Source organism: Hydrophilobacter chitinilyticus (genome assembly GCF_049860745.1).
Classification (GTDB): Bacteria; Pseudomonadota; Gammaproteobacteria; order Burkholderiales; family Burkholderiaceae_C; genus Rhodoferax_B.
In genome coordinates this window covers 1,765,376-1,789,796 of record NZ_CP187561.1, presented here as the reverse complement: position 1 = coordinate 1,789,796, position 24,421 = coordinate 1,765,376, and the positions used below count along the sequence as shown (strand labels likewise).

Genomic DNA, 24,421 nt, shown 5'->3' with positions numbered 1-24,421 from the left:
CGCCCCTTCCAAAAAGTAAGAGGCCTTTACGGCCTCTTACTTTTTGTGGGTGTGTAAACCACAGTTTGCTAACTTTTGGTGGTCGCTGGGTCGATGGCCGAGCCGCTGCGCACCACCTTCAGGTCGCTGTTCAGCACCGCCGTGAACACCATGGCGCCGCCATGCTCGTCCTGCCAACGCCAGTCCCACTCGGTTTCGTTCTTCAACTTGTAGGGCGTGACCTTGGCCGGCTTGCCCAGCAGTTTGCGCAGGTCTTCCATGGCCATGCCCGGCTGCACCTGGGCGAAATAACGCGGCGCAAGCACCTGGCGCAGCGCGGCCAGCTTGCCGTCTGGGCCAATGGTGATCATGTAGTTCTTCTGGCCCTGGGGCTGGCGGTTGTATTCGAACACCTTGCCTTCGGGCGAGTCCCAGACGTTTTCGGGCTGGCCAAAACGCGCCATCACGTCGGCCTCGGTGGCCACGCCTTCTTCGAGTTGGTCGATGCGCTGGTTGTCGCAGGCGCCCAATGACAACAGAAAAGCCAAAATACCCATGCGGATTGCCCTCGTCATCTGCTGGCCCTCGTAAAATGCGCTGATTCAAAGAGGTTCAGTTTATGTCGATCTTTCGTCGCCCCGATTACAAGTCCGAAGCCACCCTGTTCATCCAAGACCTCAAGGCCAAGAAGCCCGAGCTGGAAGCCCAACAACTCGCTGGCCGCGCGCTGCTGTGGGACAAGAACGTAGACCGCGCCGCCTGGACTGAGTACCGCGAAGCCGAAGTGGCACAAAAGCCCTACGTCTACCAAACCAACGCCGATTGATTTGCGCGCTGATTATTTTTCAGCGCCCAATTGGCATCCTGAGTATGCTGCATCTGCGTCAGCAGCTCCATATTCAATAGCACCATGAGCGACATAGCGGAGCCTTCCGCAGAGCACAGCCTGCCCGCCGCACCCTCTGCGGCAGCGGGTTTGATGCCCAACGTGATCGACCAGGTGGCTTTGGCGCGGCTCTACGGCGAACCGTTGTTCGCCATGCCGCAGGACCTCTACATCCCACCGGATGCGCTGGAGGTGTTTCTCGAAGCCTTCGAGGGCCCGCTCGACCTGCTGCTCTACCTGATCCGCAAGCAGAACTTCAACATCCTCGACATCCCGATGGCCGGGCTCACGCGGCAGTACCTGACCTACGTGGACGAGATCCGCAGCCGCAACCTGGAGCTCGCGGCCGAATATTTGCTGATGGCGGCCATGCTGATCGAGATCAAGTCGCGCATGCTGTTGCCGCCCAAGCCTTCGGCCGACGGCGAAGAGGCCGAAGATCCGCGTGCCGAGCTGGTGCGGCGTCTGCTGGAATACGAAGAAATGAAGCTGGCCTCGACCCGGCTCAACGCACTGCCGCAGTACGGCCGCGACTTCTTGAAGGCCCAGGTCTACATCGAACAATCGCTGCAGCCGCGCTTTCCCGATGTGGAATTGGCCGACCTGCAAGAAGCCTGGCGCGACATTTTGAAGCGCGCCAAGCTGGTCCAGCACCACAAGATCAGCCGCGAAGAACTGTCGGTGCGCGAGCATATGAGCCAAGTGCTCAGGCGTCTGCAGGGACGCAAGTTCGTCGAGTTTGAAGAACTGTTTGACCCGGCGCGCGGCATGGCGGTGTTGGTGGTCACCTTCATCGCGCTGCTGGAGCTCGGCAAAGAAACGCTGATCGAGATCACGCAGGCCGAAGCCTTTGCGCCGATCTACGTGCGGCTGGCGTATTCGCCGGTTTGAGGCCGGTCTAGCTCGGAGACCGGATCAACCGGCCCCCTCTTCAATCACCCCAGGAAGTGCTTGCGGTAACGTGCAGGCAGGTCGCCAATGCGCATCAGCATCGGCAGGTCGGCGGTATTGAAGTCTGGATCCCAAGCGGGTGCGCCCAGCACCTTGGCGCCCAAGCGCAGGTAACCCTTGATCAACGCAGGCGGCTCGATGGCGAGGCTGCTGTCGAGCTGGTCCACGGGCAACGGCAGACGCGGCAGCACGTGGTATTCAATCGGGGCCAGATGGGTTTCGCGCAGTTGGCGCCAAATGCTGGCCGCCGCATCGCCACTGACCACGCCGTTGTGCAGCATGGGGATGCTGGCACAACCCACCATGGTGTCGAGCTGGTTGCGCACCATGAAGTCGGCCAATGCACCCCACAGCGCCATGATCACGCCGCCCTGGCGGTAGTCGGGGTGCACGCAGCTGCGGCCCAGTTCCACCATGCGGTTGCGCAAGCTGCGCAGGCGCACCAAATCAAATTCGGTGTCGCTGTAGGTGCTGCCCACACGGCGCGCTTGCACCGGGGTGAGCACGCGGTAGGTGCCCACCACGGCCTGGGTCTCGGCGTCGCGCACGATCAGGTGTTCGCAGAAATCGTCGAACAAGTCCACATCGTGGCCGGGCACGCTGGTGGACAGGCGCGCGCCCATCTCTTCGGCAAACACGCTGTAACGCAGGCGCTGGGCTTGGCGCACTTCATCCTGGTGCTGTGCCCAGGACACCTTGATGCCATGGCGCTGGCCCAGGCTCTCGGTTTCGGCCGGGCGGGATGCCGGCGCAATGATGGGCTGGACAGGTTGATTGATAGGTTCCATGAGGGCGGGAATTTGGACGCGTGCAGGTTGGCTGGGCTTGCTGTCTGTGTTGGGACGCATGGCGCGGCGCAGCAACGAAGCCGGCGTGATGCTGGCCAGTGAGAAGGTCGGGATGGGCAGCTCGTTCATGATCAGCTCCATACACGTAAGCGTGCGTTGTTGGTGTTTTTCCGGCTGCAGGTGCACCCGGCGCTACGAGGAGTTTGGCAACCCCGCATGACACCAATATGTGGAATTTATGAACGAACCGTGACAGCCACTCCCCCACCGCACAGGGCTCAGCCAGTCACTTCACGCTGATCTGGCGTGTTTACTTGACGCGCTGCTTTTCCAGCTTGCGCGCCAGCGTGCGCCGGTGCATGCCCAGGCGACGTGCCGTTTCCGAGATATTGAAATCGGTCTCGGCCAGGGTCTGGTGGATGCGCTCCCACTCCAGCGTTTTGATGGAGCTGGCGCGGTTGGTCAGCTCGACTTCGGTGTTGCCCGTCACCGCACCGAAGGCGGCCTCAATGTCGTCGGTGTTCGACGGTTTGGCCAGGTAATGGCAGGCGCCGAGCTTCACCGCCTCCACCGCCGTGGCAATGCTGGCGTAGCCCGTCAGCACTACGATCAACATCTCCTGCGCGTGCAGGTGCAGCAGTTGCACGCAGGCCAGGCCAGAGGCCTCGCCGTTGAGCTTCAAGTCGACCACGGCAAAGCCTGGCGTGTGCTCTTGCAGCAAACGCGTCACCTCTTCCAGGCTGGAGGCGTGCAGCACGCGGTAACCCCGGCGCTCAAACGAGCGCTGCAGCGTGCGCGCAAAAGCGGCGTCGTCTTCAACGATCAGCAGCAGGCGGTCTTCGGCACTTTCCTGGGCAGCGGGGATGGGCATGGTCATAAGCTCAATTGTCGGTGATCGTGATAGCCCGCAATGGCAGCGTGACCACTACCGACGCACCACCCAACGGCCGGTTCAGCGCCTGCACCTTGCCGCCCAGCGTGCGCACCACATTCACTACCAAAAACAGGCCGAGCCCCGCACCGGGCCGGCCTTTGCTCGACTGGTAAGGCTTGCCTAATTGCTTGAGCATGTCGGCCGAAAAACCACGCCCCTGGTCGGACACGGTGAGCTGCAGGTCATCGCCAATGTGCTCGGCCTCCAGGCTCACCCATTGCGGCGACGCTTCTTGCGCGTTGTCCAGCAGGTTGTAGAGCATTTGCTGGAAAACCGAGTCAGAAACCATCGGCAAGTCTTCGCCAAAGTAATTGCGGTAGACCAGGGTGATCGCCGGGCGCGTGGCGCGCCACTCGTCCACCAGATCGTCCAGAAAGGTGGCAATGGTGGTGGCCTCAGACGACTCGCCGCGCGCCTCGCCCAGCGACAACAAAATGCCGCTGACGATGGACTTGCAGCGCTGCAACTGGATCTGCATCTCGCTGATTTCTTGCAGCAGCTCGGGCTCTTCGGTAAACGGCGCCATGTGCTGCCAGTCGCCCAGAATCACCGACAAGGTGGCCAGTGGCGTGCCCAGCTCGTGCGCGGCGCCTGAAGCCAGCAGGCCCATGCGCACGATGTTGTCTTCTTCGGCGGTGCGTTGGCGCAGGTCGGCCAAGTGCTGGTCGCGCTCGCGCAGGTTGCGGTTGATGCGGGTGATGAAGGTCACGAGCAGCGCCGCATTCAGCATGAAGCACACCAGCATGCCCTGGATGTAGGGGCTGAAAATGCCGCCGTCGAAACCGTGGCCGGGCGGCAAGATCAGCGGGCGCGACACCAGCGCCAGGCCCACCAGACAACCGCTGGTCACACCCACAATCGTCCAGGTAGACCACGGCTTGAGCAACACCGCGCCCAAGATGACTTGCAGCAGATACAGGTAGACAAACGGGTTGGTGACACCGCCACTCAGGTACAACTGCGCGGTGAGGATGGCCACATCCACCAGCAGCGCGAAGAACAGCTCCTGGTTGCTGACCCTGCGGTGCGTGCGCCAGCGGATGAAACTGGCCAGGTTGAACAGCAACAACCCGCCCAGCACCGTGAACATGGCATTCAGCGGCAACTGGATGCCGTACACGTAGTGCACAGCGTTGATGGTCATCACCTGCCCTGCGGCGGCCATCCAACGCAGCTCGATGAGCTGCAGCATGTTTTTGTGGCCAGTCGCGTTGTCTAAGCCGGCAACGGCAGCCGGTGCGGGCTGGGGTGCGGGTTCGGTATCGGGCGGGGTAGGGTTGACTTCCAGCATGCCAGTGATTGTCGCGCGCGCCGTCACGCGTCTGGTGCACTCGCTGCGCTGGCCTGCAGCCGGCGCTCATGGCGCACCACCAGCACCGTGGCGCCCACCACCATCAGCGCCAGTCCAAACCAAGTCAGCGCGTACACCAAGTGGTTGTTTTTGAAGCTGATCACGGTAAGCCCGGCCACGGGCCACTGCGGCGCGTCCAAGCTGCGGGCGGCCGCTGGGTCTGCCACAACGGCATCAGCATCGACAAAATACGGCGCGACGTTTTGCAACCCACGCGCGGCGCCAATGGCCGCCACATCGCGTGAATACCAAAGGTCGGCGGCCGCGTCGTTGTGGCGTAGAAAACCGCCACCGGGCTCGGTAAAGCGCAACAGGCCTGCGACGCTGGTGGGCCCTGCCACCTCGGGTACTTGCCGGGCACTGCGGGCGCGCGCTTGTGGCGGCACAAAACCACGGTTGACCAGCACGGTGCTGCCATCGGCCAGTTGCAACGGGGTGATGACCCAGAAGCCGCTGCCCAATTCGGTCACGGCTTGCACCAGCGCCTCACGCTCGTACAAGAACGTGCCTTGCAGGCTCACGTGCCGGTACTCGTCGTTCGGCACAGTCAGCGTAGGCCACTGCCCAGCGGCTGGGGCTGGCGTGGCAGCGGCGTGCACGCGCTGGTCTACGCGTTCAATCAGGTCGAGCTTCCAGGCGCGGCGCTGCACTTGCCAGAAGCCCAGCGACATGAAGCCAACAAAAAGCGCCAGGGCCAGCACCGCGAGTGTGATGCGTACCCATGGCGCACGAGGAGCCCTCGAAAGGGCTCCTTTTTCTGCGTGAGAGCCAGAAGCAGAGGCCTCTGGCGATGCGGCCTTCATCAAGGCATGTTGCGCATTTCGTGCGCCGACACCGGCATCATGTTCGTGTTGAGGTGGAACATCACCCACAGCGAGCCACTCAGCGTAATCACCACCAACACCACCGTGAAGATCAGTGCCAGCATGTTCCAGCCACCTTCAGACTTGGTGTTCATGTGCAGGAAGTAGATCATGTGCACGACGATCTGCACCGCAGCAAACGCCAGCACCACCAGCGCGGTACGGCCGGAGCTGCCAAGCACGTTGTTCATCACCAGCCAGAACGGAATGGCCGTCAGGATGATCGACAGCACAAACCCAATGGCGTAGCCCTTGAACGTGCTGTGGCTCTCGCCGCCATCGTGGTGGTCGTCATGGTGATCACCATGGTCGCCATGGCCGTGCGAAGAATGTTCGTTGTGCGCGCTCATGGCAGCACTCCCATCAGGTAGACAAAGGTAAACACGCCGATCCAGACCACGTCCAAGAAGTGCCAGAACATCGACAGGCACAGCAGGCGGCGCTTGTTGGCGCCAGTGATGCCGTGTTTGCCCACTTGGAACATCAGCACCACCAGCCAGATCACGCCAAAGGTGACGTGCAAGCCGTGGGTGCCCACCAGCGCGAAGAACGACGACAGGAAAGCGCTGCGTTGCGGACCGGCACCTTCGTGGATCAAATGCATGAACTCATACATTTCGAGGCTCAGGAAGCCCAGGCCGAACAAACCGGTGATGGCCAGCCAGATCAACGTGGCTTTCACGTTTTTCTTCTGCATCTCCAGAATGGCAAAACCATAGGTGATGGAAGACAGCAGCAGCATCGCCGTGTTGGCCGCCACCAGGGGCAAGTCAAACAGGTCTGCGCCCGAAGGGCCCGCGGCATAGCTGCGGCCCAACACACCATAACAAGCGAACAGCACTGCAAAGATCAGGCAGTCGCTCATCAGGTAGAGCCAGAACCCTAGCAGGGTTCCGTTCTCTGGGTGGTGCTCAGTCGTTTGGTAGTAACGCGTGCTGTCGGTAGCCGTGGCCCCTGCAGTCGCGGTCGCGCCAACAGCGCTGGAGTAGGTAGTAGCAGTCATATCAGGCAAGCTTGGCCAACAGGCGGGTGCGTTCACCTTCCACACGCACGACTTCTTCGGCGGGGATGTGGTAATCGCGCTTGTAGTTAAACGTATGAACGATGGCGGCAACGATCAGAACGAAGAAGCTCACGCCTGCCAGCAGCCACATTTGCCAGATCATGGCAAAGCCAAACGCTGCGCTCAGGCCAGCCAGGATGATGCCGGCGCCGGTGTTCTTGGGCATGTGAATTGGGATGAAACCCGCTTCAGGACGCTTGAAACCGTGTTGCTTCATGTCCCACCAGGCGTCGTTGTCGTGCACGCGGGGCGTGAAGGCAAAGTTGTAGGCCGGTGGTGGCGACGAGGTCGACCATTCCAGCGTACGGCCATTCCAGGGGTCGCCGGTGTGGTCGCGCAGCTCTTCGCGCTTCATGAAGCTCACCACCAACTGGATCAGGAAGGCACCGATACCCACGGCGATCATCACGGCGCCCAAGGCGGCAATCTGGAACCAGATTTGCAGCGAAGCGTCTTCGAAGTGGTTCATGCGGCGCGTCACGCCCATCAGGCCCAAGACGTACAGCGGCGTGAAGGCGAACCAGAAGCCCACCAGCCAGAACCAGAAGGACACCTTGCCCCAGAAAGCGTCGAGCTTGAAGCCAAAGGCCTTGGGGAACCAGAAGTTGATACCGGCGAAGGCACCGAACACCACACCGCCAATGATCACGTTGTGGAAGTGGGCGATCAGGAACAAGCTGTTGTGCAACACGAAGTCGGCTGGAGGCACGGCCAGCAGCACGCCAGTCATACCGCCAATGGTGAAGGTGACCATGAAGCCGATGGTCCACATCATGGGCACGTCATAGGTGATGCGACCACGGTACATGGTGAACAACCAGTTGAAGATCTTCGCCCCGGTCGGGATGGAGATGATCATGGTGGTAATGCCGAAGAACGAGTTCACGCTGGCACCAGAGCCCATGGTGAAGAAGTGGTGCAGCCACACCAGGTACGACAGGATCGTGATCACCACCGTGGCGTACACCATGGAGGTGTAGCCGAACAGGCGCTTGCGCGAGAAGGTGGAGACGATTTCCGAGAAGATGCCGAACACCGGCAAGACCAGGATGTACACCTCAGGGTGGCCCCAGATCCAGATCAGGTTCACATACATCATGGCGTTGCCGCCGAAGTCGTTGGTGAAGAAGTTGGTGCCCACGTAGCGGTCGAGCGACAACAGGGCCAGCACAGCGGTCAGCACCGGGAAAGCGGCCACGATCAGCACGTTGGTGCAAAGCGAGGTCCAGGTGAACACCGGCATCTTCATCAGCGTCATGCCGGGTGCACGCATCTTCACGATGGTGGCGATCAGGTTCACGCCCGAGAGCAGTGTGCCCACCCCCGCAATCTGCAGCGACCAGATGTAGTAATCCACCCCCACATCCGGACTGTGCAAGATGCCGGAAAGCGGCGGGTACGCCAGCCAGCCGGTCTTGGCGAACTCACCCACAAACAACGACGCCATCACCAGCGCAGCACCGCTGGCGGTCATCCAGAAGCTGAAGTTGTTCAGGAACGGGAATGCCACGTCGCGTGCGCCAATTTGCAGCGGCACCACGAAGTTCATGAAGCCGGTAACGAAAGGCATGGCCACAAAGAAAATCATGATCACGCCGTGAGCGGTGAACACTTGGTCGTAGTGGTGCGGCGGCAAAAAGCCTGCGTTGTCGCCAAAGGCAATGGCCTGTTGGGCGCGCATCATCAGGGCGTCGGCAAAGCCGCGCAGCAGCATCACGATCCCGAGGATCATGTACATGATGCCGATTTTTTTGTGGTCGATGCTGGTGAACCATTCGCGCCACAGGTAGCCCCACAGCTTGAAGTAGGTGATGGCGCCCACCAATGCAATCCCGCCCAAAATCACACCGATGAAGGTCGCAATCAGGATGGGCTCATGGTAAGGAATGGCTTCCCACGAGAGGCGGCCAAGGATGAGCTTTGTAAGGTCTAGGTTGTCGAACATCGTGGGTGCTGACGTCAAAAGTAATGCGCCGACAGCGTCGGCGCGGAAGCGAAAAAGGTGCGCGCGGGCATTACATGCGCTGCGTCGTCACGGGTGCAGCAGAGACTGCGCCGGTGGGGTTGTCGACCGTGCACATGGCACCCACATAACTCTTCACGGGCGCATCGGTGATGCCCAGGCGCTCACGCGTGGCGGCATCCAGCGTGGCCACGTTGAAGGTGCCGGGCTTGCCTTGGCCGCCTTCCATGTCGATGGCCATCATTTCACGCATGCACATGCGGTTGGCTTCTACGCAGCGGTTCAGGATCGCGTCGTACAGGCCGTCAGCCACGGTGGCGTAGTGCTGCACGGGGTTGCGTTCGCTGGGTTGTTCCAGCTTCAGGTAGTCATCACGGCTCAAAGTCGTGTTGCTGCCCTTGGCTTTTTGCACCCAGGCTTCAAAGTCGTCATGGCTCAGGCCGTGGAAGCGGAAACGCATGCCGGAGAAGCCGGCGCCGCTGTAGTTGGCCGAAAAGCCTTCAAAGTTGCCCGGCTTGTTGATCACCGCGTGCAGCTTGGTTTCCATGCCTGGCATGGCATAAATCTGCCCCGCCAGCGCAGGAATGTAGAACGAGTTCATCACCGTGGAAGCCGTGATCTTGAACTGGATCGGGCGGTCAATCGGGGCAGCCAGTTCGTTGACGGTGGCAATACCTTGTTCTGGGTACAAGAACAACCACTTCCAGTCGAGCGCCACGACTTCCACGACCAGCGGCTGCGTGCCGGCCGGAATTTCACGCTGGGCGTCGATACGGTCCAGCGGGCGATAGGGGTCGAGCTTGTGGGTGCTGATCCAGGTCAGTGCGCCCAAGGCGATGATGATCAACAGCGGAGCGGCCCAGATGATCAACTCCAATTGCGTGGAGTGATCCCAGTCGGGGGAGTATTCAGCCTCGGCGGCTTTGTTGGATTTACGGTAACGCCAGGCAAACCACAACGTCAAAAAGATGACGGGCACGATGATCAGCAGCATCAAGGCTGTAGAAATGATGATCAGATCGCGTTGCTGTGCTGCCACATCACCGGAAGGATTCATCACTACAGCGTTACAGCCGGCCAATAAAGCGACCAGGGGCAGCGCAAGCAGTCCGCGAAAGTTCTTAAAGAGTTGCATGCAGACTCAAAATAAAGCGTGACAGGAGATGGTCGTTAATCTACTCTTAAGTTGCCTTCATGGCGAGTGGACGTTTTGTCCTAGTGTCCAGGCATTAGTGCAATAGGCAACAGCCCTGATAGCGGGAGCAGGTGTAATTTAATAGAAAACAAGTGCAGACAAGTTAAGTTTTAGTGCTAAGGGAGACGTTACACATGACAAGCATTACCCACACCCCAGCCACAGCGCTTAACCCAGCCGGTGTCCAGATCGGACACGCCACCGGCGACCACGACGACATCAACGTCTCGCCAGGCGACATCGCCGTAGGCGTGGTCATTGGACGAGCGTCCGAATATTTCGACTTTTTTGTCTACGGCATCGCCTCGGTGCTGGTGTTTCCGTCTCTGTTCTTCCCGTTTGAGCCGCGACTGCAGGGGATTTTGCTGTCGTTCGTGGTGTTTTCGTTCGCTTTTATTGCCCGCCCCATTGGCTCCATCGTTTTCATGGCGATCCAGCGGCACTGGAGCCGCGAGACCAAGCTGACCATTGCCCTGTTCTTGCTGGGCACCTCCACGGTGTGCATCGCCTTTCTGCCCGGATTTGCCACGATGGGTGTCTCGGCCATCGTGATCTTGTCGATCCTGCGGTTTGTCCAGGGTATTGCCCTGGGCGGCTCGTGGGACGGCATGCCGTCCCTCCTGGCGCTGCACGCCCCTGAAGAAAAGCGCGGCTGGTATTCGATGCTGGGCCAACTGGGCGCGCCCATTGGCTTTGTGCTGGCAGCCGGGCTGTTTGCTTATCTTTATGGCAGTCTGTCGCAAATCGACTTTCTGAGCTGGGGCTGGCGCTATGCCTTCTTCGTGGCCTTTGCGGTGAACGTGGTGGCGCTGTTTGCCCGCCTGCGCCTGGTCATGACCAACGAGTTCGAGCACATGCTGGCCGAACGCGAGCTGGTGCCCACCCCCGTCAACGAACTGCTGCGCGACCAAGGCAGCAACGTGCTGATTGGCGCTTTCGCCCCGCTGGCCAGCTATGCGCTGTTCCACTTGGTGACGGTGTTCCCGTTGTCGTGGATTCTGTTGTATTCCAACCAATCCATCAGCGGCTTTTTGATGGTGCAGATCGTCGGCGGCATCCTGGCGGGCATCGGCATCGTGGCCTCCGGCGTCATCGCCGACCGCTTTGGTCGCCGTCACGCCCTCGCCTACCTCGCCATTGCCATCGCGGTTTTCAGCGGCTTTGCCCCCACCTTGCTGGACGGCGGCACCCTGGGCCAGGACGTTTTCATCCTGATCGGCTTCACGCTGCTGGGCTTGTCTTACGGCCAGGCCACGGGCGCGGTGACCGCTAACTTCACGCCCAAATACCGCTATACCGGTGCAGCCTTGACCTCTGACTTGGCTTGGCTGATTGGCGCGGCCTTTGCGCCGCTGGTGGCCCTGGGCCTTTCTGCCCACTTCGGTCTGGGCTACGTGAGCCTGTACCTGCTGTCTGGCGCTGTTGGCACCCTGGCGGCCCTGGCCATGAACCGTTATCTGGGCAAACGCGAATAAGCCTGAGCCTGTGTCAAAACAAAAGGGGACCGCGTGTCCCCTTTTTTGTGCCTGAAAATGGCGTACTTCTCATTTAGCCTTTAGCACCAGCCCCATGAAATTCGCCACCTGGAACGTCAACTCCCTCAGCGTGCGCCTGCCGCAAGTCATCGATTGGCTGGCCGCCAATCCGGTGGACGTGTTGGCTCTGCAAGAAACCAAGCTGACGGACGACAAGTTTCCCGCCGCTGCATTGGCCGAAGCCGGCTACCAGGCGCAGTGGTTTGGTCAGAAAACCTACAACGGCGTCGCCCTGCTGACCCGCGCACCCGTGACCGACGTGGTGCGCAACATCCCGGGCTTTGATGACGAACTAGCCCGCGTGATCACCGGCACCACCGCCGATGGCGTGCGCGTGATCGGCGCCTACTTTCCCAACGGCCAGGCACCGGGCACGGAGAAGTTCGAATACAAGATGTACTGGCTGCGCGCACTGCGTGACTGGGTCAAGGCCGAGATGGCTGCACACCCCAAGCTGGTGTTGATGGGTGACTACAACATCACCTTTGACGACGCCGACGTGTGGGACCCCGTACTACTGAAAGACACCATCCACTGCACCGAAGAAGAGCGCTACCACCTGCGCGCCCTGATCGCCCTGGGTTTGCACGACGCACACCGCCTCTTCCCGCAGCCGGAAAAAAGCTTCTCATGGTGGGATTACCGCGACTTCGGCTTTCGCCGCAACCGTGGCCTGCGCATCGACCACATTCTGGTAACCGAGGCCTTGAAAATCCAAGCCTCGTCGTGCGAAATCGACAAAGTGCCGCGCAAGAATGAGCGGCCCAGCGACCACACCCCCGTGGTGCTGACGCTGGCCGTCTAATTCATTAGGGCGTTTGGATCAGGCCCAAGCCCTTTTTCGGAATGACCTCAAACGCCAGAAACTGCGTGATCTGGCTGGCAGCATTGAAGTTGTTGTCCGACACCAGCACCAGGCTGTCGTGGCCGTTGGCCAGCTTTGGGCCCCAGGTGATGCCTTCGATGTTGTCCACCTTGGCCAGACCCAGCGCGCTGAAGTTCAGCACCAGGCGCTTCTTCATCGGTGTGTAAGTCGCGCCATTGAGTGACGCCAGCGTCGCTACGTTGGTCGCGCCGCTGATGTCCACCTCATACAAGCGGATGTCGTTGGCATAGCTGTTATCGGCCTGCTGGATGCCCGCACGCTCCACCACCAGCAGCTGGTGCTCGTTCACCGCCAGAATTTCCGAGACACCGTTGTCGGCTGCCTTGCCTGCCGCGGGTGCCGCCGGAATGGCGTCGATGGGATAGGCGTACTGCGCCAGCACCTGGCCCGCGCGGTCGTAACGCGTGAAGCGCGACACGGCAGGTGTGGTGGGTGTGGGCAAGGCGCCATCTTCATAAGTAGGCGCCTCCATGCTGACCCAGATCGATTGGCCGTCGGGCGCAAACGCCAACCCTTCAAAGGTGGCGTTGTTGCGCGAGCCTTTTTCAGCGGTGGCGTTCATCTTGAACATGGCCGGCAGCGGCAGCGTGGTCAGCAGCTTACCGTCCTTGTCGATCTGCGCCACAAACGGATCGAGGCTACGCGCCCTGTCTCCTTCACTCGTCCACCACAAGGTGTTGTTGGTGGGGTCAAAGCGCATAGCCTCCGGGTCTGGCACATTTCCACCCGCTGCGCGGTTGGGGTAGGTACTGCCATCGGCTTGGCGCAATGCCACCGTCGATGTGATTTGCACGGACGAGAAGCTATTCAAGTCATAAGCCAGCGCGGCCGTGTAGTAGCGCGCGGGGTTGAGGTCCGAGCGATCATCAGAAATCAGCACCCAGTTGCCGCTGCGGCTGTCGTAGTCCACACCAGACAAGCCACCCACCGTGGTGCCGCCTACCTGCAAATCGTTGGGGACGATCTGCTGGCCAATCAGTCGCACAGAGGCTACCGATCGCTCCGCATCGCCGCTTCCGCCGCCACAGGCGACAAGCGAGGCCAACGCAACGGCACACACAACAGCGAAACAATGGCGGCGACGGGTCATGAAAACTCCAGCATGGGTGTTGAGGGCCCGTCAGTTTCCAAACTCATCGTGACGGCGCCGAGAGGCTATGCCGCAACAAAGTAACAATCCGCAAGCCCAGGTTTGAGCCACCTGTGGAGGATCACAGGTGCACACCCAACGGCATCCGCAGGCTGAAGAGCTTTACTTTCCAAGCTGCCAAGCGGTGCCATAAAGCAGGGTAAATCCTCACGGTTTATAGGTTCAAATTTGTATGATGACCTGCCAACTTCACAGCAAACCTGGACCCATCCATCCAAAGGAAAGGCACAAGGGCTGTTGTCGTTAGGTTGGTTCATGCTTCAGTCCCCGGGGCTCGACAAGAACAACAGGGCCCCTCCTTCGAGGAGACAAAAATGCGCAATCGCTTCCCTCTCGTTGCAGCCGCAACCCTTTTGGCTTGTGCCGCCGCCCAGGCCGCAGGCCCCAAAGTAGTCAGTGGCCCCGGCGAAAACCCGGGATGCTTCAAGCCCTGGGACGCCAGCACCAAATACTTTCAGTGGCCAGCGAAAAAAGGGCCCTACCGCATCGCCCTGGCCAACGGCTTTGTGGGCAACACCTGGCGCATCCAGATGATCAAGATGGCCAAGGCCTACGCGGCCACGCCAGAGATGAAGTCGCAGATCAAGGAATTCAAAATCGTTTCCACCGGCACCGACGTGGCCGCGCAGATTGCCGCCATGGACAACTTCATCAACTCGGGGTTTGACGCCATCGTCACCCTGGCGGTGAACCCTGCGGCTTTTGCGCCGGTGATCAAACGCGCCAACGCCGCCGGCGTGGTGGTGGTGCCCTTCGACAACGTGCTCGACTCCGACCAGGTGATGATGGTCAACGAAGACCAGACCAGCATCGGCTCGCAGTCAGGTGAATGGGTGCTGAGCAACCTCAAGGCCAAGACCGGCAAACTGCTGGAAGTGCGCGGCCTGCCCGGCAACTCGGTCGACCGCGACCGCCACCTGGGCTTCCGCAAAGTGGCCGAAGCCCCGGGCAACAAGTTCGAGATTGTCGAAGTGGTCGGCAACTGGGACGATGGCACGGCGCAGAAGGCCGTGGCCGATGCAGTGTCGGTGCACAAGAAGTTTGACGGCATGTTTGTGCAGGCCGGCTCCACCGGCGCGGTACGCGCCTTGATCGACGCCAAGCACCCCATGATCCCGGTGGCCGGAGCCGATGAAAACGGCTTCCGCAAGCTGTGCGCGGCCAACGCCAAGGATGGTTTGCTGTGCACCTCCATCGGCCAATCGCCGGGCTTGGTCGCCATCTCGATGAAGGCCGCCGTGGCCGCGCTGCAGGGCAAGGTGATGCCGCAGATGATCTCGGTGCCAATTCCACAGGCCAGCCACCCGAACTTCAAGGCCGGTGAAAACTACTACCCGGATCTGACCGACAACTTCTTCACCACCAACGAGTTCCCCGCCTGCGGCGTGAACCTGAAGGCCACCGACATCATGTCGAAGGACGAGAAGAACAGTTGATGCGTTCAACCAAGCCGGTGCCACCGCCCAGGTGCGCCCGGCTCGGCCCTGGGAGGAACCACCGCGCATGACCCCAACCATTCCGCAACCCGACCCGCAACCCATCCTGCAGTTGATCGACATCGCCAAGCGCTATGGCGGTGTACGTGCGCTGGAGCGCGCCCAGTTCGCCTGCATGCCGGGCCGCATCCACGCCGTGCTGGGCGAAAACGGTGCCGGCAAATCCACCCTGATCAAGGTGATGACAGGCGTAGTGCAACCCGACGAAGGCCGCATCGTGCTCGAAGGGGTGGAACGCCGCTTTGCCCACCCGAAAGAAGCCGTGTCGGCCGGCATTGCCTGCATTTTTCAAGAGTTGTCGCTCATGCCCAGCCTGAGCGTGGCCGACAACATCTGCATCACCGACCCGCCCACCCGCTTTGGCCTGGTCGACCGCAAAGCCCAGCGCCGCAGGGCCGAAGCCGCTTTGGCGCGTGCCGGGGCTGAAGACATTCACCCGCTGGCGCCGGTGGAAAGCCTCAGCTTGTCGCGCCGCCAAATGGTGGAGATTGCCAAGGCCTTGGCGCGCAACCCGAAGATTTTGATTCTGGACGAAGCCACGTCCGCGCTCACCGCTGCCGACGTGTTGCGCGTCTTCACCCTGCTCAAGCGCCTGCGCAGCGAAGGCATGGCCATCGTCTACATCTCGCACCGCATGAACGAAATTGCCGAGTTGGCCGACGACTGCTCGGTGTTCCGCAACGGCAGCCACGTTGCCACCTTTGCGGCGGGCAGTTGCAGCAACGCCCAGACCGTAGAGATGATGATCGGGCGCGACATCCAGCACGCGTTTCCGCCCAAACCGGCACAACCCAAATCCACCGACGCGGCAATCAAACCGCTGCTGGAAACCCGTGGCCTGAGCTGGAACGAGCGCCTGCACAACATCGACATCGCGGTGCGCCCTGGCGAGATCGTCGGCCTGGGCGGGCTCGACGGCCAAGGCCAGCGCGAGTTGTTCTTGGCCTTGTTTGGTGTGTTGCGCGGTGTGGAGGGCACGGTGTTGCTGGACGGCCAGGCCGTGGCGGTGCGCAATCCGCAACATGCCAAATCGTCTGCCCTAGGCATCGCCCTGGTGCCCGAAGACCGCAAGACCGATGGGCTGATGCTGCCCATGTCGGTCAACGACAACCTGAGCTACGCCTCGCTCGATCACCTCAGCCACGCCGGCGTGCTGAGTGCGCACCGCGAAGACGCGGCGGTGGCCGACATGGTGAAACGCCTGTCGATCAAAATCGCCCACCCCGGCGTGGCCGTGGGCACGCTCTCGGGCGGCAACCAGCAGAAAGTGGTGATCGGCAAATGGCTGCTCACCGCGCCCCGTGTGCTGCTGCTGAGCGACCCCACGCGCGGCATCGACGTGGGCACCAAGCAAGAAATCTACGCCCTGCTGCGCAAGCTGGCCGACGCCGGTGTGGCCGTGATGCTGTACTCCACCGACTACGCCGAACTGATTGGCTGCTGCGACCGCGTAGCCGTGTTTTTTGACGGCCGCATTGTGCGCTGGCTCGCCGGAGACGAACTTACCGAACACGCACTCGTGGCCAGCGCGCTGAACCTGGAAACGGAGCCCGCATGACGCGAAGTGACACCCACCACACTGTGCCCGAGATCCCGCCTGAGCCCGACTGGAAGTTCCATCTGCGCGAGCACCGCGCCACGCTGGCCGCAGCCGCCATCTTCGTGCTGATCTTCGCGGTCTACATCAGCAAACACCAAATGGGCTGGGCCGTGCCCGTGCTGACCACGGCCGCCAACAAAGGCGTGTTGCTGGCGATTGTGGCCATGGCGCAAACGCTGCCGGTGTTGATGGGCGGCATTGATCTGTCGGTGGGCATGGTGTTTGTGCTGGCCAACTGCCTGGCCTCGTACCTGGTGGTGGGCACGCCGCTGCAAGCCGCGGGCGGTGTGGTGGCGGTGCTGGCGATGGGCGCGCTGTGTGGCGCCATCAACGGCGTGATCATCGTTTACGGCCGGCTACAGCCCATCATCACCACACTGGCCACCGGCATCATTTACTACGGCTTGGCGCTGGGCCTGCGCCCGGTGCCGGGGGGCGACGTGCAGGCCGGCCTGGCCGATGCCGTGACCGGTGTGCTGCCCGGCGGTGTGCCCGCCATGCTGGGTGTGTTGCTGGCCCTGGTGGTGTTAGTGTGGATGCCGTATCGGCGCTCTACCGTGGGCCGTGCGGCGCTGGCCATGGGCTCTTCGGAAGCGGCGGCCTACATGTCGGGCGTGGCCCTGGGGCGCACCACCATCATCACCTACGCCCTGGCCGGTTTGCTGGCGGCCACGGGGGGGGTGTTGCTGACCTTCGTCACGTTTTCGGGCGAGGCTTCTTCGGCGATTGGCGGCGTCTACACGCTCAACTCCATCGCGGCGGTGGTGATTGGCGGCGCCGTGTTGTCGGGCGGCGCGGGCAGCGCCATCGGCTCGATTCTTGGCGCCTTCACGCTGCGCACCATTGGCGATTTGCTGTTCGTTTTTGATCTGGAGCCGCTGTGGCAGCCGCTGTTCCAAGGCGTGATTCTGCTGACCGCCGTGAGCTTCGGCGCGGTGCGGCTGCTGAAGGTGCGCAACCGGCTCGACTTTTTTCCATGATCGCTTTATGACCATGACCACCTTGGCCCTGCGCATCAAACGTTCGGAACATCTGCCCATCGCGGCGGGCGCCGCCTGCACCGTGGCGCTACTGCTGGTGGGCAGCCTGTATTCGAAGAATTTCCTGTCCGCCGAATACCTGCTGCTGCAGTTGCAGATCGCGTCGTTCCTGGGGGTGATTGCCACCGGCGCCATGCTGGTGATTTTGCTCGGCGGCATCGACCTTTCGGTGCCGTGGGTCGTCACCGTGGGCGGCATGATGTCCACCGCAGCCGCCGGCTGGTGGGGCGAGACCGGCACGCTGCTGGCCATTCCCTTTGGCATTGCTTGCGGCGCCGCGCTGGGTTTGGCCAACGGCATTGGTGTGGCCTACCTGCGGGTGCCGTCGATGATCTTCACGCTGGGCATCAATGCCGTGGCGCAAGGCTTGATCGTGCTGCAGACCGGCGGCTTTGCCCCGCAAGACCGCGCCACGCCCGCCATGCACTTGCTGGCCACGGGCCGCTCGTTCTTTGGCTTACCCAACGCGCTGCTGGTATGGATGGTGGTGGGCGGCGCCACCATGTTCATGCTGCACCGGACCACACTCGGGCGCTCGGTCTATGCCATCGGCAACCGCGAGCGCGCGGCCTATCTGTCGGGGGTGGACACGCGCCGCGTCACCCTGCTGTGCTTTGTGATCGCTGGCGCGTGCTCGGCCGCCGCCGGTGTGCTGCTTACAGGCTACTCAACTAAGGCCTACCAGGCCATGGGCGACGCCTATCAACTGCCCGCCATTGCCGCCGTGGTGCTGGGTGGCACCAACATCCTGGGCGGGCGCGGCAACTACCTTGGTACCGTGGTTGGCGTGGTGCTGATCACGCTGCTGCAGTCGATTCTGTCGGTGGTGCAAATCTCGGAGATGGGCCGGCAGGTGACCTACGGCGTGGTAATCATCGCCATGCTGCTGGTGTATGGCCGTGGCCGCAGCCATTCGGTTTGACCGCCGTCCATAAGCAATAACAGGAGACGAAATGGACCTCCCCCTCACCCCCAGCTTCGAAGTTTTGGCGCCCGCTTTTCGCGGCTTGGTGTTCCCCAATGTGCATGTGGAGCGCCTCTACACCGGCTGCCGCTGGGCCGAGGGACCGGCGTGGTTTGCCGCTGGCCGCTACCTGGTGTGGTCAGACATTCCGAACGACCGCATGCTGCGCTGGGACGAAACCGATGGTTCGGTGTCCGTGTTTCGCCAACCCGCGCTCAACACCAATGGCCACACCGTCGACCAGCAGGGCCGCCTGGTGTCGTGTGAACACCGGGGCCGCTGCGTCTCGCGCACCGAGCACGACGGCAGCCGCACGGTGCTGGTGTCGCACTTTGAGGGGCGGCGCTTGAACTCGCCCAACGACGTGGTCGTGAAATCAGACGGCAGCATCTGGTTCACCGACCCGAGCTACGGCATCGACAGCGACTACGAGGGCGACGCCGCGCCCTCAGAAATTGGCGCACGCAACCTCTATCGCCTCGCCCCCGATGGCAGCCTGCGCCAGTTGGCCGATGGCTTTGTGCAGCCCAACGGCCTGGCCTTCTCGCCAGACGAGCGCCTGCTGTATGTGGCCGACACCGGCGCCACGCATCTTCCCGGTGGGCCACGCCACATCCGGCGGTTTGAAGTCACGGCCGACGGGCAAAACCTGCGCGGCGGCGAAGTGTTTGCCACCTGCGACAGCGGGTTGTTTGACGGCTTCAGGGCCGACACCCGAGGCCACCTGTGGAGCAGCGCGGGCGACGGCGTGCACTGCTACACCCCGGCGGGCGAATTGATCGGCAAGATTGTGCTGCCCGAAGCCGCTGCCAACGTGTGTTTCGGCGGCCCCAAGCGCAACCGCCTGTTCATTTGCGCCACCACGTCGCTGTACGCGGTGTATCTGAACGCGCAGGGCGCGGGTTGGCCTGCGCGCTGAACGCAGCCAACCTCAAATGCTATCTTTTTAAAAGCACCTCAAGCAATCGCAGCGTGCACTGCGGGCAAAAAGCACTGACGCCAAAGCTTACTCCAGGCCAAGCTCCTGAATCTTGCGCGTGATGGTGTTGCGCCCAATGCCGAGCTTTTGCGCGGCCTCGATGCGGCGGCCGCGTGTGTTGTGCAGCGCTGTGAGAATCAGCTTGGACTCGAAGCGGCGCGACAACACGTCCCACACGTCGTTGCGGTCGCTGGCCAGCAACTCCAGCGCTTCGGCTTCCAGGCCGAGCTCCCAGCCCGAAGCGGCGCCCGCCACACCCGAGGCAGCAACCGGCGCGTGAGATACGGGTGCGCGTTCATGTCCCGCGTCACCCACAAAACCACCGACAAACTCGGCTTCGGGCGCCGAGGGCGGCAAGCCGTCCAACGCCGACCCCACACCACTCAACACGGCAGGCGACGATTGCACATGGCCCAAACGCGCGCTGGAGGCCAACACATCAGGCAGGCCCATCACTTCTGGTGGCAAATCTTTCGCCTCGATCACTTGCGCGGGTGCCATCACCGTCAGCCAGTGGCAGACGTTTTCCAGTTGGCGCACGTTGCCGGGAAAGGTGAACTGCTGCAGTTGCGCGAGTGCTGCATCGGAAATGCGCTTGGGCTCCACCCCCAATTGCTTGGCGCTTTGCTGCAGGAAGTGGCGCGTGAGCATGGGCACGTCTTCCGTACGCTCGCGCAGCGCGGGGAGGCGCAGGCGGATCACGTTCAGGCGGTGGAACAAGTCTTCGCGGAACACGCCGTCTTTGACGCGTTGCTCCAGATTCTGGTGGGTAGCGGCAATCACGCGCACTTGCGCCTTCACGGCGTTGTGCCCGCCCACGCGGTAGAAATGACCATCGCTCAACACCCGCAGCAAACGCGTTTGCAGGTCGAACGGCATATCGCCAATTTCATCGAGGAACAAGGTGCCGCCATCGGCCTGTTCAAACCGGCCACGGCGCATGGTTTGCGCGCCGGTGAAGGCACCGCGTTCATGGCCGAAGAGCTCAGACTCGAGCAGGTCTTTGGGAATAGCCGCCGTGTTGATAGCCACAAACGGGCCATTGGCACGCGGCGAATGTTTGTGCAGCGCACGCGCCACCAGTTCTTTGCCGGAGCCCGATTCACCGGTGATCATCACCGTGACGTTGCTTTGGCTCAAGCGGCCAATGGCACGGAACACGTCCTGCATGGCGGGCGCCTGGCCCAGCATTTCGGGCGTAGCGGCCATGCGTTCTTCGGCCACTTCTTCGCGCTGGCTTTCTTCCACCGCACGGCGGATCAACTCCACCGCTTTGGGCAGGTCGAATGGCTTGGGCAGGTATTCAAAAGCGCCGCCCTGGAACGCGGAGACAGCGCTGTCCAGATCAGAGAACGCCGTCATGATGATCACCGGCAGGCCGGGATGCATCTCTTTGACTTGGCTCAACAGGTCTAGACCGGAGCCACCGGGCATGCGAATGTCGCTGACCAGAATTTGCGGGCCGTCTTCGTCGGTGGCAGTCTCTAGCGCCTGCAACACCTCGCGTGGATTGGTAAAGCTGCGCGTGGGCAGATCTTCGCGCAACAGCGCTTTCTCCAGCACGAAACGTATGGACTGGTCGTCATCTACTATCCAGATCGGTTTCATGTGTTTTGTCACCTCGGGTCGTACTGCCCCGTCGATTGACTAAGGCAGTGGTATCAATATCTTGAAGTCCGTGCGGCCAGGAACACTTTCACACTCGATCAAACCGTGGTGCTGCTGCACAAAGGTCTGGGCTAGGGTGAGCCCCAACCCCGAGCCTCCCTCTCTACCCGACACCAGCGGATAAAAGATACGGTCCTTGATCGATTGCGGTACTCCTGGACCGTTGTCGATGACATGCAATTCCAGTGCCAAGCGATAACGCTGTTTGCCAAAGGTCACCTGGCGCGCAATACGTGTGCGGAAAACAATCTCGCCATCGCCCGCCTCAATGCGATCCACCAGCGCCTGCGCGGCGTTGTGCGTGATGTTGAGCACCGCCTGGATGAGCTGCTCGCGGTCGCCGCGAAACTCGGGCACCGAGATGTCGTAATCGCGGACCACCTTCAGGCCGCGCGGAAACTCCGCCATGATGAGTGAACGCACACGCTCACACACTTCGTGGATGTTGACGTCGCCCACCACATGCGGACGGCGGTGCGGCGCCAGCAATCGGTCGACCAGGCTTTGCAGACGGTCGGCCTCGTGGATGATGACCTGCGTGTACTCGATGAGTTCGCGCGACTCGATCTCCATTTCAAGCAACTGCGCCGCGCCACGAATGCCGCCCAACGGGTTTTTGATTTCATGCGCGAGGTTGCGGATCAACTCTTTGTTGGCCTGCGCCTGGTCGATGAGGCGCTCTTCGCGGTCTTGTTTGGCCTGCTGCTCTTGTGGCAGTAACTCCACCACCACCTGGCCGGGCAACTCAGTCTGCGCCAGGATCACGTGCACCGGCATTGGGTCCTGGCTCAGGCGCTTGAGCCAGGCGTCGTAACGCAGGGCGGCGAACTCGTTGCTACCCGCTCCCTCCAGCGCGTTTTGCAGCAGATGCGGCTCGGTAAAACAGTCCTGGAACTGCGTGCCTTCAATGGTGCGACGCGACAGGCCGACCACATCTTCCAGTGCCGCGTTGGCAAACAGCACGACACCATCACTCTGCAGCACGGCCACCAAGGTGGCGAGCATGTCGAACGACTGAAAACGCAAATGGAGTTGGTCGGATTTCTTCAACAAATTTACCGTGAGGGAGGTAGTCGGGAGAGTTCGCGCTGCAGGCTGGCAATTTCAGCATCAGAGCGATCAATGGAGGCTTTGAGCTCGGCCACGCGGTCCAGATACTTCTGGTAGTTGCGGGTTTCAGGGCCCAGCTTGTCGGGTTCGCCGTTGTTGTATTCCTTGAGCAACTCGCTGCGCCGCGTTTCGGCTTTCCTGAGTTCGGACTCCAGGATCATGCGCGCATCGGAATCACGTGCACGTTGGTCAGCGTTGTCAACGCGCTGCCCTGCACTGGGAGCGCGCACGGGTGCCGCAGCCCCTGCCCCACCGCCACCCGTGCGCGGCGTTTGGATGACGGTGACGTTGCCGCCCTCGACCAACTTGCAGCCACGGGTTTGCGCCTCTTTGGCGTCTTTGATGGCGTTGGTGTACTCGTTGCCACAACGGTACACGGCCTGCGCCAGCACCGGCAGCGCAGAGATAGAGAGGGTCAGACCCAGAAACGCAACAACAACAGGTTTCATGCTTATAAAAAACACCAGGGATGCAGTTCAACTGAAGCAGCACCACAAACAAAAAAGGACGGCGGGCGCCGTCCTTTTGAGATCACCACGGCAGCCAGAAGTTGCAGCGGTGAGCAGGTGCCATTACAGCGAATAATACATGTCGAATTCGACTGGATGGGTGGCCATGCGGAAACGCGTGACTTCTTGCATCTTCAGATCGATGTAGGCGTCGATGTAGGCATCGGTGAACACGCCGCCCTTGGTCAAGAACGCACGGTCCTTGTCCAGGTTTTCCAGAGCTTGGTCCAAGCTGTGGCAAACGGTTGGGATCAGCTTGTCTTCCTCTGGAGGCAGGTGGTACAGGTCCTTGCTGGCGGCTTCGCCAGGATGGATCTTGTTTTCCACGCCGTCCAGACCAGCCATCAGCAGAGCCGAGAAGCCCAGGTAAGGGTTCATCAGTGGATCTGGGAAACGTGCTTCCACGCGACGGCCCTTGGGGTTCGCCACGAAAGGAATACGGATCGAAGCCGAGCGGTTCTTGGCCGAGTAAGCCAGCTTAACAGGGGCTTCGAAGCCAGGAACCAGACGCTTGTAGCTGTTGGTGCCAGGGTTGGTGATGGCGTTCAGCGCGCGAGCGTGCTTGATGATGCCGCCGATGTAGTACAGCGCGAACTCGGACAGGCCAGCGTAGCCGTCGCCTGCGAACAGGTTCTTGCCGTCTTTCCAGACCGATTGGTGCACGTGCATGCCGGAACCGTTGTCGCCAACGATAGGCTTAGGCATGAAGGTAGCGGTCTTGCCGTAGGCATGGGCCACGTTCTGGATCACGTACTTTTGCAGTTGCACCCAGTCAGCGCGCTGAATCAGCGTGCTGAACTTGGTACCGATTTCCATTTGGCCGGCGTTGGCCACTTCGTGGTGGTGCACTTCGACTGGAATGCCCAGGCTTTCCAGGATCAGGCACATCTCAGAACGCATGTCCTGGAAGCTGTCGACTGGAGGCACTGGGAAGTAGCCACCCTTGACGGCTGGACGGTGGCCGGTGTTGCCGTGTTCGAATTCCTTGCCGGTGTTCCAGGCAGCTTCTTCGGATTCAATCTTCACGAAGCAGCCGGACATGTCGGTTTGCCAACGCACGCCGTCGAACACGAAGAATTCTGGCTCTGGTCCGAAGTAAGCGGTGTCGCCCAGGCCGGAGGCCTTCATGTAGGCTTCAGCGCGCTTGGCCAAGGAACGTGGATCGCGCTCGTAAGCCTTGCCGTCGGCAGGGTCGATCACGTCACAGGTCAGGATCATCGTCGTTTCTTCGAAGAAAGGATCGATGTTGGCGGTGTTCGGGTCGGGCATCAGTTGCATGTCCGAAGCTTCAATGCCCTTCCAGCCGGCGATGGAAGAACCGTCGAAAGCGTGGCCAGAAGAGAATTTGTCTTCGTCGAAATGCGAGACCGGCACCGTCACGTGCTGTTCCTTACCGCGGGTATCGGTGAAGCGGAAGTCAACAAACTTGACTTCGCTTTCCTTCACCATCTTCATCACATCTGCGACGGTCTTTGCCATCAAAATCTCCTGGTTGGGGTGTTGCGAAAATT

23 protein-coding genes are annotated in these 24,421 nt (G+C 61.3%); 9 read left to right on the top strand and 14 right to left on the bottom strand.

Annotated features, from left to right (window positions below):
• Positions 1–68: 68 nt before the first annotated feature.
• Positions 69–554 carry an outer membrane protein assembly factor BamE gene (locus ACPWMG_RS08035; RefSeq protein ID WP_483304123.1) on the bottom strand — a complete coding sequence of 162 codons (486 nt, stop codon included), beginning with the start codon at positions 552–554 and terminating at the stop codon, positions 69–71.
• Between the two features lie 44 nt (positions 555–598).
• Here ACPWMG_RS08035 and ACPWMG_RS08030 point away from each other — a divergent pair, with 44 nt between their 5' ends.
• Positions 599–805 (top strand): DUF3460 family protein, encoded by a 207-nt coding sequence (locus tag ACPWMG_RS08030; protein WP_483304122.1) that lies wholly within the window; start codon positions 599–601, stop codon positions 803–805.
• A gap of 153 nt (positions 806–958) precedes the next feature.
• Complete coding sequence (locus ACPWMG_RS08025) at positions 959–1,756, top strand: segregation and condensation protein A (protein WP_483305205.1); 798 nt, start codon at positions 959–961, stop codon at positions 1,754–1,756.
• A gap of 44 nt (positions 1,757–1,800) precedes the next feature.
• On the opposite strand, the gene ACPWMG_RS08020 is transcribed toward ACPWMG_RS08025, so the two are convergent.
• From ACPWMG_RS08020 to cyoA, 8 genes are all read right to left on the bottom strand, one after another.
• Complete coding sequence (locus ACPWMG_RS08020; protein ID WP_483304121.1) at positions 1,801–2,733, bottom strand: GNAT family N-acetyltransferase; 933 nt, start codon at positions 2,731–2,733, stop codon at positions 1,801–1,803.
• A gap of 181 nt (positions 2,734–2,914) precedes the next feature.
• Complete coding sequence (locus tag ACPWMG_RS08015; protein WP_483304120.1) at positions 2,915–3,481, bottom strand: response regulator transcription factor; 567 nt, start codon at positions 3,479–3,481, stop codon at positions 2,915–2,917.
• A gap of 4 nt (positions 3,482–3,485) precedes the next feature.
• Positions 3,486–4,829, bottom strand: coding sequence for an ATP-binding protein (locus ACPWMG_RS08010; protein ID WP_483304119.1), 1,344 nt, complete (start codon positions 4,827–4,829; stop codon positions 3,486–3,488).
• 23 nt (positions 4,830–4,852) lie between these two features.
• Positions 4,853–5,692 (bottom strand): SURF1 family protein, encoded by an 840-nt coding sequence (locus ACPWMG_RS08005; protein ID WP_483304118.1) that lies wholly within the window; start codon positions 5,690–5,692, stop codon positions 4,853–4,855.
• Complete coding sequence (gene cyoD / locus ACPWMG_RS08000) at positions 5,692–6,102, bottom strand: cytochrome o ubiquinol oxidase subunit IV (protein WP_483304117.1); 411 nt, start codon at positions 6,100–6,102, stop codon at positions 5,692–5,694. Before cyoD ends, ACPWMG_RS08005 begins: the two co-directional genes overlap by 1 nt.
• Positions 6,099–6,755 (bottom strand): cytochrome o ubiquinol oxidase subunit III, encoded by a 657-nt coding sequence (cyoC, locus tag ACPWMG_RS07995; protein ID WP_483304116.1) that lies wholly within the window; start codon positions 6,753–6,755, stop codon positions 6,099–6,101. Before cyoC ends, cyoD begins: the two co-directional genes overlap by 4 nt.
• A gap of 1 nt (position 6,756) precedes the next feature.
• Entirely contained in the window at positions 6,757–8,760 is a 2,004-nt protein-coding gene (cyoB, locus tag ACPWMG_RS07990) for a cytochrome o ubiquinol oxidase subunit I (RefSeq protein WP_483304115.1), read from the bottom strand.
• A gap of 70 nt (positions 8,761–8,830) precedes the next feature.
• Positions 8,831–9,913: a ubiquinol oxidase subunit II gene (cyoA, locus tag ACPWMG_RS07985; protein WP_483304114.1), complete on the bottom strand. Its 1,083-nt coding sequence runs from the start codon at positions 9,911–9,913 to the stop codon at positions 8,831–8,833.
• A gap of 194 nt (positions 9,914–10,107) precedes the next feature.
• Here cyoA and ACPWMG_RS07980 point away from each other — a divergent pair, with 194 nt between their 5' ends.
• Entirely contained in the window at positions 10,108–11,448 is a 1,341-nt protein-coding gene (locus ACPWMG_RS07980; protein WP_483304113.1) for an MFS transporter, read from the top strand.
• A 94-nt stretch (positions 11,449–11,542) separates the two neighbouring features.
• Positions 11,543–12,313 carry an exodeoxyribonuclease III gene (gene xth, locus ACPWMG_RS07975; protein WP_483304112.1) on the top strand — a complete coding sequence of 257 codons (771 nt, stop codon included), beginning with the start codon at positions 11,543–11,545 and terminating at the stop codon, positions 12,311–12,313.
• 4 nt (positions 12,314–12,317) lie between these two features.
• On the opposite strand, the gene ACPWMG_RS07970 is transcribed toward xth, so the two are convergent.
• Positions 12,318–13,484 (bottom strand): esterase-like activity of phytase family protein, encoded by a 1,167-nt coding sequence (locus tag ACPWMG_RS07970; protein WP_483304111.1) that lies wholly within the window; start codon positions 13,482–13,484, stop codon positions 12,318–12,320.
• A gap of 374 nt (positions 13,485–13,858) precedes the next feature.
• On the opposite strand from ACPWMG_RS07970, the gene ACPWMG_RS07965 reads away from it, so the two are divergent.
• From ACPWMG_RS07965 to ACPWMG_RS07945, 5 genes are all read left to right on the top strand, one after another.
• Positions 13,859–14,980 carry a sugar ABC transporter substrate-binding protein gene (locus ACPWMG_RS07965; protein WP_483304110.1) on the top strand — a complete coding sequence of 374 codons (1,122 nt, stop codon included), beginning with the start codon at positions 13,859–13,861 and terminating at the stop codon, positions 14,978–14,980.
• Between the two features lie 67 nt (positions 14,981–15,047).
• Positions 15,048–16,598, top strand: coding sequence for a sugar ABC transporter ATP-binding protein (locus tag ACPWMG_RS07960; protein WP_483304109.1), 1,551 nt, complete (start codon positions 15,048–15,050; stop codon positions 16,596–16,598).
• Entirely contained in the window at positions 16,595–17,620 is a 1,026-nt protein-coding gene (locus tag ACPWMG_RS07955; protein ID WP_483304108.1) for an ABC transporter permease, read from the top strand. The genes ACPWMG_RS07960 and ACPWMG_RS07955 overlap by 4 nt, the downstream gene beginning before the upstream one ends.
• Before the next feature lie 7 nt (positions 17,621–17,627).
• Positions 17,628–18,602: an ABC transporter permease gene (locus tag ACPWMG_RS07950; protein WP_483304107.1), complete on the top strand. Its 975-nt coding sequence runs from the start codon at positions 17,628–17,630 to the stop codon at positions 18,600–18,602.
• A gap of 31 nt (positions 18,603–18,633) precedes the next feature.
• Positions 18,634–19,563 (top strand): SMP-30/gluconolactonase/LRE family protein, encoded by a 930-nt coding sequence (locus ACPWMG_RS07945; protein WP_483304106.1) that lies wholly within the window; start codon positions 18,634–18,636, stop codon positions 19,561–19,563.
• 87 nt (positions 19,564–19,650) lie between these two features.
• Here ACPWMG_RS07945 and ntrC read toward each other — a convergent pair whose 3' ends face one another.
• From ntrC to glnA, 4 genes are all read right to left on the bottom strand, one after another.
• A complete protein-coding gene (gene ntrC / locus ACPWMG_RS07940) occupies positions 19,651–21,231 on the bottom strand; it encodes a nitrogen regulation protein NR(I) (protein ID WP_483304105.1) in 1,581 nt (526 codons plus the stop codon).
• 39 nt (positions 21,232–21,270) lie between these two features.
• Entirely contained in the window at positions 21,271–22,296 is a 1,026-nt protein-coding gene (gene glnL / locus ACPWMG_RS07935) for a nitrogen regulation protein NR(II) (protein WP_483305204.1), read from the bottom strand.
• Positions 22,297–22,346: 50 nt separating this feature from the next.
• Positions 22,347–22,850, bottom strand: coding sequence for a hypothetical protein (locus ACPWMG_RS07930; RefSeq protein WP_483304104.1), 504 nt, complete (start codon positions 22,848–22,850; stop codon positions 22,347–22,349).
• 123 nt (positions 22,851–22,973) lie between these two features.
• Positions 22,974–24,389: a type I glutamate--ammonia ligase gene (glnA, locus tag ACPWMG_RS07925; RefSeq protein WP_483304103.1), complete on the bottom strand. Its 1,416-nt coding sequence runs from the start codon at positions 24,387–24,389 to the stop codon at positions 22,974–22,976.
• Positions 24,390–24,421: the final 32 nt, after the last annotated feature.